At 69.6% G+C, this 19,090-nt stretch carries 18 protein-coding genes; 7 read left to right on the top strand and 11 right to left on the bottom strand.

The window, feature by feature from the left end; genetic code table 11:
• Positions 1–197 precede the first annotated feature (197 nt).
• Entirely contained in the window at positions 198–1,964 is a 1,767-nt protein-coding gene (locus tag RIB45_RS05910; protein ID WP_350049306.1) for an HD domain-containing phosphohydrolase, read from the top strand.
• Positions 1,965–1,971: 7 nt separating this feature from the next.
• Here the strand turns inward: RIB45_RS05910 and RIB45_RS05905 are convergent, their stop codons facing one another.
• From RIB45_RS05905 to RIB45_RS05890, 4 genes are all read right to left on the bottom strand, one after another.
• A complete protein-coding gene (locus tag RIB45_RS05905; RefSeq protein ID WP_350049305.1) occupies positions 1,972–2,190 on the bottom strand; it encodes a hypothetical protein in 219 nt (72 codons plus the stop codon).
• A 118-nt stretch (positions 2,191–2,308) separates the two neighbouring features.
• Positions 2,309–2,728 (bottom strand): Fur family transcriptional regulator, encoded by a 420-nt coding sequence (locus RIB45_RS05900; protein ID WP_350049304.1) that lies wholly within the window; start codon positions 2,726–2,728, stop codon positions 2,309–2,311.
• A complete protein-coding gene (locus RIB45_RS05895; protein ID WP_350049303.1) occupies positions 2,725–3,552 on the bottom strand; it encodes a metal ABC transporter permease in 828 nt (275 codons plus the stop codon). Before RIB45_RS05895 ends, RIB45_RS05900 begins: the two co-directional genes overlap by 4 nt.
• Positions 3,545–4,432, bottom strand: coding sequence for an ATP-binding cassette domain-containing protein (locus tag RIB45_RS05890; protein ID WP_350049302.1), 888 nt, complete (start codon positions 4,430–4,432; stop codon positions 3,545–3,547). Before RIB45_RS05890 ends, RIB45_RS05895 begins: the two co-directional genes overlap by 8 nt.
• A 76-nt stretch (positions 4,433–4,508) precedes the next feature.
• On the opposite strand from RIB45_RS05890, the gene RIB45_RS05885 reads away from it, so the two are divergent.
• Positions 4,509–5,639 carry a zinc ABC transporter substrate-binding protein gene (locus tag RIB45_RS05885; RefSeq protein ID WP_350049301.1) on the top strand — a complete coding sequence of 377 codons (1,131 nt, stop codon included), beginning with the start codon at positions 4,509–4,511 and terminating at the stop codon, positions 5,637–5,639.
• On the opposite strand, the gene RIB45_RS05880 is transcribed toward RIB45_RS05885, so the two are convergent.
• Both RIB45_RS05880 and RIB45_RS05875 read right to left on the bottom strand, forming a co-directional pair.
• A complete protein-coding gene (locus RIB45_RS05880; RefSeq protein WP_350049300.1) occupies positions 5,636–6,505 on the bottom strand; it encodes a hypothetical protein in 870 nt (289 codons plus the stop codon). The two genes, RIB45_RS05885 and RIB45_RS05880, sit on opposite strands and share 4 nt — an antisense overlap.
• Entirely contained in the window at positions 6,502–6,948 is a 447-nt protein-coding gene (locus RIB45_RS05875) for an ABA4-like family protein (protein WP_350049299.1), read from the bottom strand. The genes RIB45_RS05880 and RIB45_RS05875 overlap by 4 nt, the downstream gene beginning before the upstream one ends.
• Positions 6,949–7,040: 92 nt before the next feature.
• Between RIB45_RS05875 and RIB45_RS05870 the strand changes: the two genes are divergently transcribed.
• Both RIB45_RS05870 and RIB45_RS05865 read left to right on the top strand, forming a co-directional pair.
• Entirely contained in the window at positions 7,041–7,652 is a 612-nt protein-coding gene (locus RIB45_RS05870) for a TetR/AcrR family transcriptional regulator (protein ID WP_350049298.1), read from the top strand.
• A gap of 113 nt (positions 7,653–7,765) precedes the next feature.
• Positions 7,766–8,533: an IclR family transcriptional regulator gene (locus tag RIB45_RS05865; protein ID WP_350049297.1), complete on the top strand. Its 768-nt coding sequence runs from the start codon at positions 7,766–7,768 to the stop codon at positions 8,531–8,533.
• A gap of 105 nt (positions 8,534–8,638) precedes the next feature.
• Here the strand turns inward: RIB45_RS05865 and RIB45_RS05860 are convergent, their stop codons facing one another.
• The 3 genes from RIB45_RS05860 to RIB45_RS05850 all read right to left on the bottom strand — a co-directional run bounded on the left by RIB45_RS05860 (position 8,639) and on the right by RIB45_RS05850 (position 11,765).
• Positions 8,639–9,982, bottom strand: coding sequence for a TRAP transporter large permease (locus tag RIB45_RS05860; RefSeq protein WP_350049296.1), 1,344 nt, complete (start codon positions 9,980–9,982; stop codon positions 8,639–8,641).
• Between the two features lie 7 nt (positions 9,983–9,989).
• Complete coding sequence (locus RIB45_RS05855) at positions 9,990–10,571, bottom strand: TRAP transporter small permease (RefSeq protein WP_350049295.1); 582 nt, start codon at positions 10,569–10,571, stop codon at positions 9,990–9,992.
• A 123-nt stretch (positions 10,572–10,694) separates the two neighbouring features.
• Complete coding sequence (locus tag RIB45_RS05850) at positions 10,695–11,765, bottom strand: C4-dicarboxylate TRAP transporter substrate-binding protein (protein WP_350049294.1); 1,071 nt, start codon at positions 11,763–11,765, stop codon at positions 10,695–10,697.
• A gap of 363 nt (positions 11,766–12,128) precedes the next feature.
• Between RIB45_RS05850 and RIB45_RS05845 the strand changes: the two genes are divergently transcribed.
• The 3 genes from RIB45_RS05845 to RIB45_RS05835 are packed head-to-tail and all read left to right on the top strand — an operon-like array spanning position 12,129 to position 14,824.
• Positions 12,129–13,385, top strand: a complete 1,257-nt coding sequence (locus RIB45_RS05845; RefSeq protein WP_350049293.1) for a 3-isopropylmalate dehydratase large subunit — start codon at positions 12,129–12,131, stop codon at positions 13,383–13,385.
• A gap of 11 nt (positions 13,386–13,396) precedes the next feature.
• Complete coding sequence (locus tag RIB45_RS05840; RefSeq protein WP_350049292.1) at positions 13,397–13,927, top strand: 3-isopropylmalate dehydratase small subunit; 531 nt, start codon at positions 13,397–13,399, stop codon at positions 13,925–13,927.
• A 12-nt stretch (positions 13,928–13,939) separates the two neighbouring features.
• Positions 13,940–14,824 (top strand): isocitrate lyase/PEP mutase family protein, encoded by an 885-nt coding sequence (locus tag RIB45_RS05835; RefSeq protein WP_350049291.1) that lies wholly within the window; start codon positions 13,940–13,942, stop codon positions 14,822–14,824.
• Between the two features lie 20 nt (positions 14,825–14,844).
• Here RIB45_RS05835 and RIB45_RS05830 read toward each other — a convergent pair whose 3' ends face one another.
• A complete protein-coding gene (locus tag RIB45_RS05830) occupies positions 14,845–15,978 on the bottom strand; it encodes an NAD(P)/FAD-dependent oxidoreductase (RefSeq protein ID WP_350049290.1) in 1,134 nt (377 codons plus the stop codon).
• A gap of 6 nt (positions 15,979–15,984) precedes the next feature.
• On the bottom strand, positions 15,985–19,011 hold the full coding sequence (locus RIB45_RS05825) for a LodA/GoxA family CTQ-dependent oxidase (protein WP_350049289.1): 3,027 nt from the start codon (positions 19,009–19,011) through the stop codon (positions 15,985–15,987).
• Between the last annotated feature and the right edge of the window lie 79 nt (positions 19,012–19,090).

The raw sequence follows: 19,090 nt of genomic DNA, 5'->3' as shown, positions 1-19,090 counted from the left end.
TTGCAGGGCGCGGCCGTCGCGCCGGTCCCGCCCCGCCGCTCGAACCCGTCGCGCGGACAGACGGGGTCGGTCTTGCTGCGTGGTTTCACGCTGACTGATCTCAACGGCTTGTTAAGACCGTGGGCTTAAGACGTAGGTCCGGAGACGGCGGCTAGTCGTCGTCGCTCGAGGACTCCCGGTCGCAAAGGAACGCCGCGTTGTCATTTTCCCTCTTCAAGGCTCGGGCCGGTCGCTCGTCGCCTCGCATCGGTCCGCGCGCCGCCGCGCTCAGCTATGCGGCGCTCGCGCTCGGGTGGGTGATCGTCAGCGACCTGACGCTCGGCGCGGCGTCGGACGAGGCGATGCATGCGGAGACGTTGAAGGGCGCGGCCTTCGTGGCGGTCAGCGCGCTTGCGCTGTTCGGCGTGCTGCACGGCCATGAAAGACGGGCCGGCGACCTGATGGAGCGCCTGCGCGAGGCGGCCGAACAATCGCGCGACGGCTTCTGGCGGTGGGACGCGGCGGTCGACGTCTTCACCGTGACCCCCGGCGGAAATCGCGATCTCGGCTGGGAGGCGGCGCAGAGCATCGAGTCCCTCGACGGGTGGCGCGCCGTCGCCCATCCGGACGACTGGCCGCAGGTCGAGGCGGCCTTGGCCCCGGTGCGGGCGGGTCGGGCCGCTGACTTCACCGTCGACCATCGGGTCAGCGCCATCGACGGCGGCTGGATCTGGTATCGCGTTCGCGGCCGAGCGGTCGAGCGCGCCGCAGACGGATCCGCCGTCACCCTGTCCGGCGATTACACCAACATCGACGGGCTGAAGCGGCGCGAACTCGCGCTGCGCCGCGCGAACCGGGCTCTGGACGCGATCGCCGCGGTCAATCGCGCGAGCCTCGCCGCGCATGACTGCGACATGTTGCTGGACGGGGCCTGCCGCGCCTTGGCGGCGGCTGAGGATTGCGTCTTGGTCTGGATCGGAGAGGCCGAGGACGGCGCCGTGAAGCGCGTGCGGCCCCTCTGCTCGCGCGGTCCCGCCCAGGAGTTTCTGCAGGTCGCTCAGATCGGCTGGAGCGACGACGTCTTCGCCCGGGGGCCGAGCGCCGCGGCGCTGCGATCCGGTCGCCCGGAAGTGGTGGCGGACGCCCGCACGGCCGCCTACGGCCATCCCTGGGGCGAGGCGTTGGCGCGTTTCGAGATCCGCTCGAGCGTCGTGGTTCCGTTCTCCGACGGGGCGCGGCGCTTGATCCTCCAGATCAACAGCCGCGAGGCGGAGGCGTTCTCGGAGGACGAGGCGGACGCCTATCAGGCGCTGGGCCAGGATCTGACGCGCGCTCTCGGCGCCTTCGCGGCGGCGCAACGCTCCGAACATAAGCTGGGTCAGGCCTTGCGCGGCGCCGTCGCGGCCCTCGCGGCGACGCTCGAGAAGCGCGATCCCTACACCGCCGGCCATCAAAGCCGCGCCTGCGAGGTCGCCGTCGCGATCGCGCTGGAGATGGCGCTGTCCCCGGATCGGGTCGAGGCCATTCGTCTGGGCGCGGCGATGCACGATATCGGCAAGATCGGAGTGCCGGTGGAGATCCTGACCAAACCCGGCCGGCTGGAGCCGCAGGAGATGGCGCTCATGCGCCGTCACCCGGACATCGGCTACGACATCGTCAAGGAGATCGAGTTCGGCTGGCCGATCGCCGACATCGTACGCCAGCATCATGAGCGCTGGGACGGCTCGGGCTATCCGCAAGGCCTTCGGGGCGAGGCGATCGCTCTTGAAGCCCGAATCGTGGCGGTGGCGGACGTCGTCGAATCGATGGCGACCCACCGTCCCTACCGCCCTGCGTTGGCCCTTGAGGTCGTGTTGGGGGAACTGCGCGAGGGGCGCGGCGTGCGCTACGATCCGCAGGTCGTCGACGCGGCGCTGGCCGTTCTCGCCCGGACCCCGATCGAACCCTTGTCGAACCGGTCGATCGCGGCGGCGGAAGCCGCCTGAGGCGGCGTCAGGCGCCGCGCGCGGCGCGCTTGCGCTCCAACCGCTCGATCGCTCGGCGGCACGGGCCGCTGTGCGGGCAGGGGTCGTCCTTGAAAAGGCAGGTCCGCTGGATCCGCTCCAGCAGAACCGCGCTCGCGCGCTCGCACCCTTCATCGTAAAGCCGCTCCGCTTCCAAGGCGATATGCTCGCAGCGCTGGAAGCGACGGCGCGGATCATCCGTCGACACTGGACGCATCCTTATCTGCCGGCCGAGCGACGCCCGGGTCTGTCGCGCGGATCATCGGAGCATCGATCGCGCCGTCCGACAATCGGTGATGACGCTGAGATCGGGCGAGCGTCGGACGCTACGTCCGGCCGCAGTCCGCGCACAGTCCGCGCACTTCCAACGTCGTGGCGCGGATCTGAAACCCGTCGGCCGCCGCCAGTCGTTTCAGCCGGTCGATCAATCCTTCGTCGGTCATCTCGCCGACCTTGCCGCAGCGCTCGCAGATCGAAAAGGCGGCGACGGCGTGCTGGTGCGCGTGCGGGTGCGGGTGACAACAGGCGACAAAGGCGTTCAGGCTCTCCAGGCGGTGGATCATCCCCAACTCGATCAGCTTATCCAGCGCGCGGTAGATCTGTTGCGGGGCGCGGATGCCCTCGTCGCGCACGGCGTCCAGGATGGCGTAGGCGCTCATCGGCCCCTCCGCCCTGTCCAGCGCCGCGAAGACCAAGCTCTGATTGCGCGTCAGATCGGGCGCGCTCGGCTCCTCCTGTGCGCTCACGCCGCCCCCTCCGCCTTGCGGCCGGCGAGCCGGCGGACCGCGCGTGCGACCGGCAGCAGGCTTACGAGGAACAGCGCGAAGGCCGCCACCACGATCGCCGGACCGGACGGCGCGTCGAACTGGAGCGAGCCGTAAAGTCCGCCCGTCACCGCAAGGCAGCCGATCCCCGCGGCGGCCAGCGCCATCTGCTCCGGTCCGCGCACAAAGCGCCGCGCCGTCGCCGCCGGGATGATCAGGAGCGCCGTCATAAGCAGCACGCCCACCAGCTTCAGCGCGATCGCCACGACCCCTGCCGTCAGCAGCATGAACAGAAGCTCGGCCCGCGCCGGCGCCATGCCTTCGGCCGCCGCCAGCTCGCGATTGACGGTGGCGGCGAAGAGCGGGCGCCAGATCCAGGCGAGAACCGTCAGCACAGCCGCGCCGCCCAACCAAATGGCGACCAGATCGGCGCGCGAGACCGCCAGGATGTCGCCGAACAGGAAGCCCATCAGATCGACCCGCACCCAGGTCATGAAGGCCAGCGCGACGAGCCCGATCGCTAGCGTCGAATGGGCCAGCAGCCCCAGGATCGAATCCGACGACAGCCCGCCGCGGCGCTGCAGCGCCAGCATGGCCAGCGCCGTCAGCGCGCACACCGCGAACACGCCCAGGATCGGATCGACCTCCGCCAACAGCGCCAGCGCGACGCCCAGCAGCGCCGAATGGGAGAGCGTATCCCCGAAATAGGCGAGCCGCCGCCACACGATGAAACAGCCGAGCGGGCCGGCCACCAGCGCCACGCCGATCCCGGCGATCAGCGCGCGGGTGAAGAAATCGTCAAGCATCGCCGCCGCCCCCGGCCTGCCGGCCCGCCGGCGGCGCGCTCGCGCCGTGCTCGTGATCGCAGCTCTCGACGATCGTCCCGTCGGCCAGACGCACGCGCCCGTCCAGCAGGTGCGTGTGGTCATGGGCGTGCTCGTAGACCGCCAAGGCTTCCGCCGCGCGGCGGCCGAACAAGCGGCGGTACTCCGCGCTTTCCGCCACCGCGTGCGGCGTTCCCTGACAGCAGATGTGCCCGTTCAGGCAGATCACCCGATCGGTCTGGGCCATCACCACATGCAGATCGTGGGAGATCAGCAGCACGCCGCAGTTCAGCTCCTGCGCGACGCCGGCGATCAGATCGTATAGCGCGAGCTCGCCGGTGAAGTCGACGCCCTGCACCGGCTCGTCCAGCACCAGCAGATCGGGCTTGCGGGCGATGGCGCGGGCCAGCAGCACGCGCTGGAACTCCCCGCCGGAGAGCGTCTGCACCTCCGCCGCCGCCAGATGGGCGACGCCGGTGCGCGTCAGCGCGGCGCGCGTCTCGTCCCGGCCGAGCGGCGCGGTCAGCCGCATCAGCCGCGCCACCGTGAGCGGCACCGTCCAGTCTATGGCGAGACGCTGGGGGACATAGCCGACCCGCACCCCGCGGCCCAGCGTCACCCCCCCTTCATCCGGTCCCAGCACGCCCAGGGCGAGCTTCGCCGTCGTCGACTTGCCGGAGCCGTTGGGGCCGATCAGGGTGACGATCTCGCCGCGCGCGATCTCCAGATCGACGCCGCGCACCAGCCAGCGCCCGCCGCGCGAGACGCCCGCGCCGGAGAGCGCGACCAGCCTCTCGCCCGGCCCGGCGGGGCCGCGCGCCGGCGCGCCAGACGCGCTCGGAAGGGGGGTGACTTCAGCCATTGCGCCGCTCTATGGCACACGTTATATCATCACGCAAGATACGTGATGTTATCACATTGCAGGGAGACCAGCCGCCATGCCGATCCGCCGCCCCGCCGCCGCGCTCGCGCTTTCGACCGCGCTCGCCGCCGCCGCTTTCGCCGCGCACCCGGCCCGCGCCGACGCGCCCAAGGTCGTCGCCTCGATCAAGCCGGTGCACGCGCTCGCCGCGCAGGTGATGGACGGCGTCGGCGCGCCGACTCTGCTGGTCGAGGGCGCGGCCTCGCCCCACGCCTTCAGCCTGCGCCCGTCGCAGGCGCAGGCGCTGCAGGGGGCGGACGTCGTCTTCTGGGTCGGCCCGGACCTGGAGCAATTCCTGGTCGAGGCGCGCGAGACGCTGGCCGCCGACGCTCGCAGCGCCCCGCTGATGCAGGCCGCGGGGGTCGAGACCCTGACCTTCCGCGCCGATCCCGCCTTCGAGCCGCATTCGCATGACGACGAGCACGGCCACGGCGATCACGGCCATGACGACCACGGCCATGACGAGCACGGGCGCGACCATGGTCACGATCACGACCATGATCACGCCAAGGCCGAGGAGCACGACCACGGGCATGACGACCACGGGCATGACGACCACGGGCATGACGACCACGGGCATGACGACCACGGGCATGACGACCACGGGCACGATCACGCCCACGGGGGCGTCGACGCCCATATCTGGCTGGATCCGATGAACGCCAAGGCGATGCTGGCCGCGATGGCCGAGACGCTCGCCGCCGCCGATCCGGCGAACGCCGCGCGCTACCGCGCCAACGCCGACGCCGCGGCCGGCGAAATCGACGCGCTCTCGGCCGATCTCGCCGAGCGCCTCGCGCCCGTGCGGGAGCGGCCCTACATCGTCTTCCACGACGCCTATCAGTATTTCGAACGGCGCTTCGGCCTCTCCGCCATCGGCGCGGTCACGGTCAGCCCCGAGCGCGCGCCCGGCGCCGCGCGCGTCCAGGCGATCCGCGATCGCATCCAGGAGACCGGCGCGGTCTGCGTCTTCTCCGAGCCGCAGTTCGAACCGCGCATCGTCGAGGTGGTCACCGAAGGCACGGGCGCCGCGACCGGCGTCCTCGACCCCCTCGGCGCGACGCTCGAACCCGGCCCCGGCCTTTACGCCGCCTTGATGACCGATCTCGCCGACAGCGCGCTCGACTGCTTGTCGCCGCGCAGCTAGAGCCGGCCGAGGAACGGCGCCCCCGCCAACGCCTGGGCGAAGGTCCCGGCGACCAGGGCGAGGCCGGTTGCGGCGGCGAGCGCGATGATGTGCGGGCGGGCGCGGCGCGGCGCGAGGCGGTCGGCCGCCCAGCCGACGAGCGGCAGGACTTGCATCATATGCGTGGCGAAGAAGTGCGGCGCGCGCAGGTCGCCGACCTCACGCGACCAGCCGACGATCGGCCGGCCGCCGGCGTCGGTGGGCGGGACGTCCGCTCCCGGCGCGCCGACCCAGTGACCGCCCTGGGACGAAAGATAGCCGGCGACGATCAGCGTCGCGCCCGCCCCCAGGATCAGCCCCCAGCCGGCGCCCAGGCGCAAGCCGGGGCCAAGGCCGTCGGCCGGGCGGCGCAAGATCAGCCAGCCGATCACGGCCGCGCCCGCGACAAGCGTCACCGCGCCGACGCCCATCAGGCTGTACATCGCGGCGTGAAACGGATCGTCGACATTGAAGTGCGAGGCCTCCCCCGCCGCCGCCTTGGCGGTGATGTAGGCGATCTCGAACAGGCCGGCGCCGACCAGCGCGAGCGCCAGCGGCCGCATCGCGCGGCCCTTGGCCCAGGCCGGCGCGACGCAGCGCAGCAGCACGGCCAGCGTCAGCAGATGCAGCGCGACCGAGAGCTGGAACTTGAGCGGCTTCGCCCAGACGGAGACGCCGTTGAGCGTCCGCTCGTCCGCAGCGAGCGCGATCAGGCAGAGCGGGACGAGGGCCAGCATCGGCAGCGCCCCCTGGACCAGCAGGCGGGCGGGGCCGGCCGGGCGGTCGGCGCCTGGGCGGAGGGCGTCGGCGGCGCGGGCGGCGGGGGCGGAGACGGCGGCGCGGCTCATGCGAGCGCCCTCCGCCCCGCGGCGCGCAAGGCCCCCTCGCTCGCCAGATAGAGCAGCAGGCCGATCGGCCCCAGCATGAAGGTCGTCGCCAGGATCGGGGCCTGCACGACGCGGCTGATCCCGGCCGCGTCCGCCCGCCGCGCGATCCAGCCGCCGACGAACAGGTCGAAGGCGAGGTAGTGGATCCAACCCGCGAGCAACAACGGCTCGCTCTCGAACAGGCGCGCCACGCCGGCCAGGCTGTCGAAGCCGCCCGGCGCGTCCGCGAAATAGAGCAGGATCAGGACCGCGTAGCCGCCGCTCAACAGCGCCGGGAGAAGGTAGAAGGGCGCGGCGTTCAAGGCCGGCCAGCGCCGCGGCGCCAGGATCAGGATCGCCCAGCCCAGCATCGCGAGCGATCCCGCGATCGAAAACCAGCCCTCCCACGTCAGTCCGAACAGCATGGCGGTGCCTCCTCGGTTCGCAGTCAATCTTTACGCTGTCAAGTTGGGCGGTATAGCTTGAAATCTTGACGGCGTCAAGATAAAGAAAAACCATGAGCGAGAGGAAGACCGACTATCATCACGGCGATCTGCGCGCGGCGTTGATCCGCGCCGGCGGCGCTTTGCTGGACGAGGGCGGCTGGGAGGCGCTGAGCCTGCGCGCCTGCGCCGCCCGCGCAGGCGTCAGCCACGCCGCGCCGGCGCACCATTTCGGCGGCCGGCGCGGGTTGCTGACAGCGCTCGCCGCAGACGCCTTCGCGCGCTTCGCCGACGCCCTGGGCCACGCCCGCGAAACCGCCGTCTCCCGCGAGGGGGAAGCCCGGCCGGATGCGGCCTTGCGCGCCGCAGGCGTCGCTTACGTCCGGTTCGCGCGCGCCAATCCGGGTCCCTTCAAGCTGATGTTCGGCGCGGCCGATCTGGATTTCGCCGACCCCGAGTTCCGGGCGGTCCGGCGCGCGGCCTATGAGGAGCTGGGCCTTCTGGTCAGGCCCTATCTCGTCGATCCGGCCGACGCGGCCGAGGATCGCCGGCTGCGCCTGCTCGTCTGGTCCAGCGTCCACGGCTATGCGCATCTGCTGATCTCCGGTCAGATCGACGCCGCGCCCGACGATCCGGCCGCGGACCGGCCGCCCTTCGATCTGGTCCCGCTGCTGCGCGGTGATTGACCCTCTTGTCCGCTCGCGCTGTGACGCATAGTGTCACAGCGTGCGCCGCCCGGCGCGCCGGCCGAAATCGGCCTTCCGCACGCGACGCTAGGCACGGGAGAAGAAGGCGAACCATGCGCTCAGCCGTCGGTCTGTCGCCGGTGCGCGCCGTCTCGCGCGCGGTTTCGATCCTCGACGCCTTCGTCGATCACGGCCCCCATATGAGCTTGACCGAGGTCGCGGCGGCCGCCGGCCTCGACAAGGGGACGACGCGCCGCCTGCTGCTGACGCTGATGCAGGACGAGCTGGTCACCTACAACGCGACGACCCAGCGCTACGCGCTCGGCCTCGCCATGCTGCGTTACGCCTCGGCCGTGCCGGACCGCGGCGATCTGCGCGACGTCGCAGGCCCGGTGCTGCAGGAGCTCTCGCGTCAGACCCAGACCACGACGATCCTGTCGATGTTTTACGACGGCGCGGCGATCTGCCTTGACCGGTTCCACGACGATCTGATGCTGGAGGTGAAGTGGTGGCGCATTGGCGGCGCCATCCCGATGAACTGCGGCGCGGCCGCGCGGGTGATGCTGGCCTATATTTCCGACGAGGCGGCGGAGGCTGCGCTGCGGGCGCCGTTGACCCAACTGACGCCCCATTCCGTGATCAGCCGCGACCAGCTGCTGGCCGAGCGGGAGACCACCCGCGCGCGCGGGTGGGCGATGGCCGCCGACGATGTGGTCGAGGGCCTGTCGGCCGCGGCCTGCCCGATCCTGAACGCCGCCGGCAAACTGGTTGCGGTCGTCAGCATGGCGGGGCTCAGCCCGCACGTCCTCGCCGACGGCGAACCGCGCTTCTTGCGCGACCTGCTGGCCGCCCGTCGGGAGATTGAGCGCCGCGCGGGGTGACCTGAGCCTTCCCCCTCCCTCGCGGGGGGGAGTTTGGAGGGGGTGCGGTCTTCGATGCGAAGATCGCCTCGGCGCCGAAGCGCCGAACCGATCGGTTAAGGTCCCTCACCCCATCAAGGAGGGCAGCCAGAGCGAAAGCGCCGGGAAGCCCAGCAGCAAGCCGAGGACGATCGCGTCGGCCGCCAGGAACAGCGAGACGCCCTTGAAGATCGCCTCCAGGCTGACCTGTTTTTCTACGATCGACTTGATGACGAAGACGTTGAGGCCGATCGGCGGCGTGACGAGGCCGATCTCCAAGAGCTTCACCACGATCACCCCGAACCAGATGAAGCTGAGCCCGTAAGTCTCCACGATCGGCAGGGTGAGCGGCAGCGTCAGAAGGATGATCCCGATCGGGTCGAGGAACATCCCCAGCCCGATATAGAGCAGCACGATCAACCCCATCACCATCCACATCTCCACGTCGCTGGCGGAGATGACGTCGATCAGATAGGCCGGGATGCCGGTCAGCGCCATGAAGTTGACGAACAGCTTTCCGCCGATCGCAATCGCGAAGATCATCGAGGTCTGGAAGGCGCTTTCCTTGAGCGCGGCGACGATTCCCGCGCCGTTCAGCCGCCGCAGCACGAGGCCCAGCGCCAGGCAGGCGATCGCGCCGACGCCGGCGGCCTCGGTCGGCGTGAAGACGCCCAGATAGATGCCGCCGATCACGACGGCGAACAGCACCAGGATCGCCCAGCAGCGCTTCAGCGCGTCGAGCCGGACCGCGCGCGTCAGATCCTCCTCGGGCGTCGGCGCATGCGCCGGCTTCAGCTTGGCCCAGATGAAGATCACCACGACGTAGCCCAACAGCGACAAGAGGCCGGGGATCACGGCGGCGATGAAAAGCTCCGCGATCGATTCCTCGGCGAAGATGCCGAACAGGATGAACAGGATCGACGGCGGTATCAGCGAGCCCAGCGTGCCGCCTATCGCGACCGATCCGGAGGCGAGCGCCTTGTCGTAGCCGAAGCGCAGCATTTCGGGAATGGCGATGCGGCCCATCGCGGCGGCGCAGGCGACGGACGATCCGGTGATCGCGGAGAAGCCGCCGCACCCGACCACGCTCGCCATCGCGACGCCGCCGGGCACGCGGGTCAGCCACACCCGGGCGGCGTGATAGATGTCGGTGGTGAAGCCGGCCTGATAGGCCAGATGCCCCATGAAGATGAACAGCGGCACGGTGGAGAGCGTGTAGCTGGTGATGAAGGCGTAGGGGCTGTTCGCCAGCAGCGAGAAGGTCGGCCGCCAGGCGGCGTCCGGATTGAACGGCATATAGGGCCGCCAGGCGAAGATCAGGAAGATGCCGACGGTCGCGACCACGCCCAGCGCGACCGCGATCGGCGTGCGCAGGATCAAAAGAATCAGGACGGCGGCCAGCGCGAAAAGGCCGATGGTGACGGGATCCATGGGCGGCTCACTCGCTCTGCGAGGCGGCGGGTCGCGCGTCGCGCCCGAGCAGGATGAAAAGCTCGGCCGCGATGGAGAGCGCCAGCCGCAGGACGAACAGCAGGATTCCGGCCGCGAAGACCGCCTTCATCGGCCAGTAGGGAACGTCGAGCTGGCCGTCGTAATAGAGGCCTTGCGCGAACTCCGCCGGCACCTTCTGGAACAGGAACCAGCCCATTGCGCCGAAGAAGGCGATGCCGAGCGCGCAGCCGATCAGGCGCAAAAGCGCCCGTGCGCGCTCGGGCAGCCAATCGGTGGTGACGGTCACGCAGATATGGCCGTCCGCGCGCTGGATGTAGGCGAGCGGCAGCACGACGACCGGGACCACGAGCAACCCCGCGAGCAGGATGTCGTCCGGAATCGCGTGGTTGAAGACGGCCCGGCCGATCACCGAGCCCGTGACCAGCAGGCCCATCGCCAGAATGGCGAGCGCGCCGACGGCCATCGCCGCGCGCTCCACCAGGGCCATGGCGCGGTCGATCCCGGCCAGCGCGGGAATTTGGGCGAGCGCGCCGGCGGGCGCGTCCTGTGGCTTGGTCTCGGCGCTCATCGCGCGACGCTCCTGCAGCGGGGAGGGCAAGGATAAGGTAAAGGAGGCGCGGAAAAGAAGACGCCGCCGCCGCCGGACCGTCAACCGGGCCCGAGCGGCGGCGGCGCCGTCCGCGTCAGGCGATCAGCGCTCCCAGGGGTAGCCCTTGGCGTCCCGCTCCTCGCTGTATTTTGCGATCAGGGCCCGGAACTCGCCCAGCATGGCGTCGCCGTCCATGCCCTTGTCCGCGGCCTTGTCCAGCCAGGAGAGCGCGTCCTTCTCGGCGATGGCGATCAACTCGGCGCGCATCTGACCGTCCGGCTCGACGATCTCGACCGTGTGACCCTCGATGCCTTCCTGCAGCTCCGCCTTCACGCTCTGGCGGGACTCGTACATCTTCGCGGCCATGTAATCGATGAAGTCGTCGCCGAGGTCTTTTACGATCTCCTGATGCTCCGGCTTCAGGCTTTCGAAGCTCGCCTTGTTCATGGCGATGCCGAACGCCAGCACCTGGCCCATGTTGAGCTCGGTCAGATAGTCGACCAGCTCGTAATGCTTATAGGCCTTCATGACGTAGTAGTAGGTGGTGGAGCCGTCGACGGTGCCGTTCGACAGCGCCTCGTAGACCTTCGGCTGTCCGACGGAAACGGTGCTGGCGCCCGCCGACTCCAGCGCGGCGACGAACGGGCCGGTGGCGCGGAAGGTCTTGCCGTCAAGATCCGACATCGTGCGGATCGGCTCTTTCGAAAGCAGCTGGGTGGGGCCGGTCGTGTAGTTGGTGAGATAGACCATATTGGCCGCATCCCACTCGGCCAGCGCGGCTTCGTTGGTGTTCATCAGTTCGTGCACCGCGCGCATGCCGACCCACTCGTCGCCGAACTGCGGGACGTCCGCCGCCTCATAGGAGATCAGCTTGCCCGGCGCGTAGACCGGCACGATCGAGCCCATGTCGGCGACGCCGTCGGAGATTCCCTGAGCCGCGGTCTTCGCGCCCAGCAGCGCGCCGCCCCAGATGATGTTGAGGCCGAGTTCGCCGCCCGTACGCTCGCGCAGCTGGCTGTCGAGCCACTCGATTCCGGCGGCGCGCGTGCCGCGGTTCGGCCCGAACTCGCCGAAGGTCAACTCTCGGGTCTGGGCCTGCGCCCCGTCCCCCATCGCGGACAGCCCCAGCGCCGCCGCCAGGCCGAACGCGGCCAGCTTGAATGATCGGATCATCGGTTCCTCCCTAATCCGCACACGAAAGTCGCCCTCGAGTCTGCGCCGCGGGCGGGTGATCGTTGGGGGCGTCTTTTCCGCGCCCCTCATTTGTCGGACAAAGGTAGGCGGAAGCGCTTCAAGGTGTCAATTATCAACAGAAATGTCACGTAATGACACCTACGCTTCTAAAAATCCTTTTTGCCCTAAGTCGTAAAGTATTGAAGTTAAACAACATTGGTTACCGTATCACCTGATGACATAAATATTTGCATGTTGACGCTTAGGGGCGGGCGGCGTTGTAATCGCCCCCGGCGTCGGTCTGAGCGACCGGCAATGCGGAATTTTTTCGACAGCTCCTAAGACGACGCGGGGGAAGCGGCGATGGGATACACCTTGGCGGAGAAGGTGCTGGGTCGGGCGGCCGGCGGCGGCCCGGCGACGGCGGGCAGCGATGTCGAGGTGAAGCCCGACTTCGTGTTGGCCTATGACTTTCCCGGCTACACCGACGTCATCTTCAAGCAGATGAAGGAGGAGTTCGGGATCGCCAGAGTGGCCGAACCGGAGCGCTACGGCATCTTCATCGACCACATGGTCCCCGCCGCCACCCCGCAGGAGGAGGAGCTTCATATCGGCACCCGGGAGTGGTGCGCGGAGAACGGCGTGGCGCTCTACGAACGCGCCGGCATCGGCCACCAGGTGGCGGCCGAAGCGGGCTATGCGACGCCGGGGGCCTTCGTCGTCCATTTCGACGGGCACATCAGCCAGTTGGGGGCTTTTGGAACGCTCGCGATCGGGGTCCGCCGCCATCTGCTGGAGGCCTTCGTGCGCGAATACATCTCCTTCAAAGTGCCGCACACCACCCGCGTCGATCTGGTCGGCCGCCTGCCCAAAGGGGTGATGGCGCGCGACGTGTTCCACCATGTGGTCCGCACGCTGGGACCCAGCTCCTGCCGCTTCCAGGTGCTGGAGTTCGGCGGCGAGGGGCTGGCCGAGATCTCGCTGGAAGGCCGGCAGAGCATGTGCGGGCTGGCCATGTTCACCGGCGCGATCACGGCGGTCGTCAATCCGGACGAAGCGACGCTTGCGAAGGCGGCGCCGCTGGCGCGCAAACAGCTCGATCCGGTCGTCAGCGATCCGGACGCGACCTACGCCGCGCGCCACGTCATCGACCTCTCGGACCTGGAGCCGATCGTGGTCGTCCCGCCGAGCCCGGCGAACACCGCCGACCTCAAGGATTATCTCGGCCTCGAGGTGAACTCGGGCTATCTCGGCTCCTGCGTTTCGGGTCGGATCGAGGATCTGCGCATCGCCGCCCAGGTGCTCAAGGGCCGCAAGGTGAAGGCCGGCTTCCAGCTGCACGTGATCCCGACCAGCCAGGAGATCATGACCCAGGCCGCGAAGGAGGGGCTGATCGCGACTCTCGCCGAGGCGGGGGCCTTCGTGTCCTCCTCGTCCTGCGACTATTGCTTCGGGCGCATCGCGACCATGACGAAGGGCCAGCGCGCCGTCTCGACCGGCACGCTGAACGTTCGCGGCCGCATGGGCTCGCCGGATTCGGAAATCTATCTCTGCAACGCGGCCGCCGTCGCGGCGTCCGCCATCGAAGGCCGGGTCGCCGACCCGCGCGCCTATCTTTAAGGGGGGACGTCATGGCGCTGACAAATCTGCGCGGACGCGCCGCCTACGTCTTCGAGGAAGTCGATTTCGACGTCGACCAGATCGTCGGCGTGAAGAACATCAAGATCCAGGACATCGACGAACTCGCCGCCGCGGCGATGCAGACCTACGATAAATTCTTCGCCGACAAGGTCCTGCCCGGAGATCTGCTGATCGGCGCCCGCAATTTCGGCTACGGTCATCCGCATTATCCGCCGATGAAGGCGATGCGCCATCTCGGGATCGCCGGGGTTATCGCGGAAAGCTTCGCCCCCGGCTACTGGCGCGGCGAGATCGCGATGGGCTTTCCTCAGGTGCCCTGCCCGGGGATCCTCGCGGCGGTCGAGCGTTGGGACGAGCTGGAAGTCGACTGGGCCGCCGGCGTGGTGCGCAACCTCACCCAAGCCACGGAACTGCCCTTCGAGCCGCTGTCCCAGGGCGACGTCGAGATGTTGGAGGCCGGCGGCCTCGTCCCCTTTCTGCATCGCAAGGTCGATCGGTCGGCCGTCGATCCGACCGCGTGAAGGAGCTTCGCCATGACGGATAACGCCCTGCGCGCGGCGCTGGCCGCGAAAACGTGCCTGTGGGCGGCCGGCGCCTATGACGCCCTCAGCGCCAAGCTGGCCGAACAGGCGGGCTTCCGCGCGATCATGACGACGGGCTTCGGCGTCTCCGCCTCCACGCTGGGCGCGCCCGACGTCGAGCTTTACACCATGACCGAGAACCGCGACGTCATTCGCAACGTCTGCGCCGCGGTCGACGTCCCCGTCATCGCCGACGCCGACACCGGCTACGGCAACGCGCTCAACGCCATGCGCACGGTGCGCGAGTTCGAGGCCGCCGGCGTCGCCGGCATGATCCTGGAGGATCAAGACGCGCCGAAACGCTGCCCGGCGGCGGCGGCGTCCGTGCAGATCCTCCCGCTCGACGAAAGCGCCGCGAAGATCAAGGCCGCCGTCGCCGCCCGCCGCAACCCTGCGACCGTCATCGTCGCGCGCACCGACGCCCCCACGGTCGACGAGGCGATCGCCCGCGCGCGCGCCTATGTCGAAGCCGGCGCCGATCTGGTTCAACCGATCTCCAAGACCTTCACGACTCTCGACGATCTGAAGCGGCTGCGCGAGGCGGCGGGGGTTCCCCTGTCGCTGCAGGTGCTGGGCTGGCTGGAGACCGACTTGACCGGCGCCCAGATCGAGGAGGTTGCGGGCCTCGCCGTCTTCCCACTCGTCGCGCTAATGAGCGCGACCCGCGCGATGCAGGAGAACCTCGCCAAACTGGCCCAAGCCCACAGCACTCAAGACCTGCCGCGCGCCGTCACGTCGATGGCCGAGTTCAAACAGCTGATCGGCTTCGAACAGGCCGAGCGCCTGCAGTCCCAATTCCTGGTGCGCGAGCTGAAGGATTTCCAGCTTCCGGAGTGATCCTTTCCTCCCTCTCCCCGTCACAGGGGGAAGGGCCGGGGGTAGGGGCGGTCGCTGCAAGGCCCGGCGCTGGCGCTTCCCCGCCGCTCCCCCGCCGCCAACCTCACCGACAGGGTCTCCCGCCGCAGGCGATAGCGCGCCCAGACGTCGGCGAGGCGCGCGACGTATGCGTCCGCGGCGCCTCCGTGGTCGTCGGCCGTGAGGACGCGCGCAGCCGACACGCCGCCGGCGAGCGCGTTGAACAATCCCTGACTCGCAATCGGATCGACATGCAGGGCGGCGTCGCCGCAGGCGAGCCATCCGTCCCCGACGGGGCGCAGCAGCCGGCCGCCGCGCGCGTCCGCGGCTTGTAGCGGCGCATCGGCGAACGCCTCGGCGGCTAAATGATCGGCGATCAGCCGCGTCGCCGCCAGCCGCGCGCGCCAGCGGGTCGGATCGGCGCGCAGCCGCACCGCGACGCGCGGCGGCGTGTGCAGGGCGGCCAGCGGCCGGCCGTCGGGCAGCCGCGCGGCGTACCACCAGCCGGCCTCGCCGGACTCGCGCTCGATCAAGGTCCGGTCGACGGCGGGCGGAGCGCCGACGGGCGACGGGGCGCCGACGGCCCAGAGCGCGATCTGCGGCGACTCGCGCTCAACCGTCGCGCCGAGCGATCGGGCGAGGGCCGCCGCCCGGCCTGTCGCGTCGATCAGCCAGCCGGCCGATAGCGCACCGCCCTCAGCCGTCAGCCGCCAGCCGTTCGCGTCGCGCGCAACCCGACGCAGTCGGGCGCGCAGGGGGCGCGCGCCGGCGTCGAGCGCCGCGCCGCGCAACGCGGCGTCGAACCGCCGTCGGTCGAGGCGCAGGCTCGGCCCCTCCGGGTCTGCGAAGGCGTCCGTGCGCTGCGGCGGACCGCCCCATAGCGTGATCGACCCGGCGATCGGCCGGTGGGCCGGATCGTCGCCGGCCGCCGGCAGCCCGTGGGCGCGCAACAGTCGGTCGGCCGCCGCCGGCAGCGTCTCGCCGATCTTCGGCGGACCTTCGGGGTCGATCCCAGGGCGCGCCGCGTCGGCCGGGTCGATCAGCGCGACGCGGCGGCCGGCGCGGGAAAGCAGCGTCGCCGCGACGGCGCCGGCCGGCCCCGCCCCGACGACGGCGACATCAAAGGTCCGCGTCACGCCGCCCTAGCGCCGACGGATATAGCGCGCGTCGGCCAGGTGGCGCTCGTCGCCCCAGCCGGACTCGATCAACCGCCGTTCGCGGGGGTCCCGCGCGACGCTCTCCGGCGGCGCGGCGGCCAGGATCTTCTGGCTCGCATCGGCCTCGCCGCTCTCCACCGCGGCGAAGGCCTGCGCCATCTCCTTCATCTGCGGTTCGGCCAGGGTCTCGACGTAAAGCGTCGCGGGGATGTCGGGGTCGTCCCGGGGGCCGGGCATCGGCTCCACCACGCCCTGCTGGCCGAAGTGATGGACCATCCGCTCCATGCGCGCTGCGATTCCGTCGGCCTGATCGATGAAGCGGTACCAGCTGGCGCGGCTCATGAAGGCGGCCAGACGCTCGTCCCGCGGTTTGCTCTCGTCCATGACGATGTCGTAGGCGGCCTTGGTCAGCACCTGATTGGGCACCCGCGCCGGCCAGTAGGTCGGCACATAGGGATCGAAGTCCGGGTCGTAGCCGGACCGGCAGTAGGCGGTGTCGCCCTGCCAGGGAAGGCCCATCCATTTGGTGACGTCGCCCGGCCCCTGCCCGTGCAGCGGCCCGCCGAGCGAGAGCGCCTGGGCCGACGACATGGTCGCGCCGAAGAAGGGCTCGCGCTCGTCCGGGCCGCGGCGGCGCAGACGATAAGGCTTCTCGTAGAGCGTCGGGTGGCGCATCGGCCAGGTCATCTCGCAGCCTGGATGGAAGGCGTCGGCCAGACAGTAATCCATCGCCGCCCGGTCCAGCGTCGCCGGCTGATCGACGAGGGGGACCTCGTCGATCGTCGTCGGCGGCTCGGCGTCGGGATCCCAATCATTGACGAAGTCGCCGTCGACCCAGCGCGTCAGATGCAGCATCTGGATGCTGGGCGTCTCCAGCATCGTGTTGTCGGCGCTCGCCTCCAACAACGGCTTGTCGCCGAAGCCGTCGCCGTAAATCCACGGCCACAGCCGCGGATCGTTGAAGCCCAGCCCCTTCGGGCGGAAGGTGTTCATCAGCTGGCGGCGCAGCGCCTGGAAGGCGTCGCCGGTCTGGGCGAGGCGCGCGATCGTCGCCGGATCGGCGAAGTCCATCGGTCCGCCGGCGCCGAACATTGCGGCCAGCCCCTTGTTCACCCATTGCAGATTGCTCAGCCGATAAAGTTGCGGCAGCACGTCCTTGGCGAAGCTCGTCGTCTCCGGGACCGGCAGCCAGCCGGCGGCGACGGCGGTGTCCGTCATCAGGTCGTACATCGTGCGCCAGCCGATCGCGTCGGGCGCGTAGTTGGGCGGCGCGCAGATCGCCCAGGCGCCCTCCACCGGCACCGCGCGGCCGTCGATCGTCACATGCGCGTCGACCGGACCGTCCGACATATCGTCATACCAATCGTCGGCGTTGTTGAAGGTCTGCGGGTCCTTCATGTCGACCGGCGGCGCGCCGGAGGGCGATCGCGAGACGCCGTGGCCGCCCAGCAGCACAAGGCGCCCTTTCTCGTCCGTGCGCATCTCGCCGAGCGGAACGACGACGCCCTTGAACTCGCCGCTGTCGAAGGCGTGCTCCGCGCCCCCGGACGCGGAGACCCCGCTGATCGAGCGCGGCCCCGGATCGATCGCCAGGATGTGGCGATCGTCTTCCGAAACCTTCGCGTTGCGCAGCGGGACGGCGAGATCTTTCGCCTGCGGAATGTCCATCGCCTTGTCGAAGCGATACCAGGCGGCCTTCCGGTTCGCCAGATGGGCGGTCCAGCGGATGTCGGCGTCGCCGGCGGTCAACTCCCGCACGACCGCGCCTTGCGCGTTCAAGCCGAAGACCCGGAAGCGCGCCGCCTGCCGCTTCAGGCGGCCCTGGTCGTCGCGATAAAAGCCGGCCGGCTTGTTCTGAGGCGTCGGGACCTCCGGGCCGATAAAGTAGGCGTCCGGGGAATCGCCGACCCGCATCACGCCGATCGCCGGATGGATGACGGCGCGCACGATCTCCGCATCCTTGCACGGGCCGGGATCGATCAGCGGTCGGGGATGCGCCGGCTCGCCGTCGGGCACGCCGTTGACGTTGCGCCGCTGCTCGGCCGAGGCGGCGTAGACCACCTTGCGCGCGGCGGCGATCGAGCCTTGCGGTTCATGCTCCTTGGTGACGCGCCAAATGTTCCAGGCGAGGTTCTCGCCATAGTCAGGTTGGCCGCGACGCGTGATGTCCTGCGCCGGCAGGATCAGCTCGGCGACCGGGATGTAGGGGCTCTCCGCCTCGGGCCAGCGCACCGTCGCCTCGTCCAGCGGCATGGTCTTGGGATCGGTGCGGAACTGGAGGCAGAAGGTGAAGCGCTGCTCGCCCGCCTTCATCCGCGCCTCCAGGTCGGCGGCGAGATAGGTCGGGTCCGCCGGCTGATCCGCCGGCGGGTCGAGCGCGAGGGCCGGCTCCAGCTTGTATTTGACGAAGCGATCCGGCCCGAAGGCGAAGGGAAGCCCGCTCCAATAGGGCGAGGCGAGGACGGAGGCGGCGGGCTTCGCCATCTCGTCCAGCAGTTTGGCCGTCCCCGGATGCGCTTTCAGATAGGGGCCGTAATCGCCGTCGACGACGCCCGCCTTGGTGAACGCACACATGTCCGCCGCCGTGTTGACGAAGAAGACGTCCATGTTCTGCAGGATGAAATCGAAGGTGGTCTCCTCCGGCTGGCCGAAGATCTTGGGCGTCGGGGTGTCGAACAGCTTGATCCCGATCCCCAGCGTCGTTTTCCAGTCGCTGACGCTCGGCAGCGTGTCGGAAGAGAAGCGCACCCAGGCGGGATACTCGCTCCCGGCGAACAGCCCGACCTTGAGCGCGTCAGGCAGATCCTCGCGGATCTTGAAGACTCCCTTCACCACGCCGTGCGGCTTCAGGAATACGGGCCGGCGCGCCGGGCACTGCCCGGCCTCGATTCGGCCCTTCTGCACCATCTCGACGAACATCCGAACCAGCGACTGGATCGGATCGTCAGCGCAATCGACACCGGGTTTCGCCCCGCCCGCCGTCCCGCCGGCGCCTTTAAGATGCTCGCTCATCGCGTCCTTCCCCAACTCGCCGTTCGTGGTTGTTTTTATTTTCTTACACTAGTTAAACGAGAAGTCACGCGGAAGAGGA

Origin of the sequence: Marivibrio sp., assembly GCF_040218065.1 — a bacterium.
GTDB lineage: Bacteria > Pseudomonadota > Alphaproteobacteria > UBA8366 > Aestuariispiraceae > Marivibrio.
The sequence above is the reverse complement of the archived record's forward strand: the minus strand, read 5'-3'. Positions and strand labels throughout refer to the sequence as shown.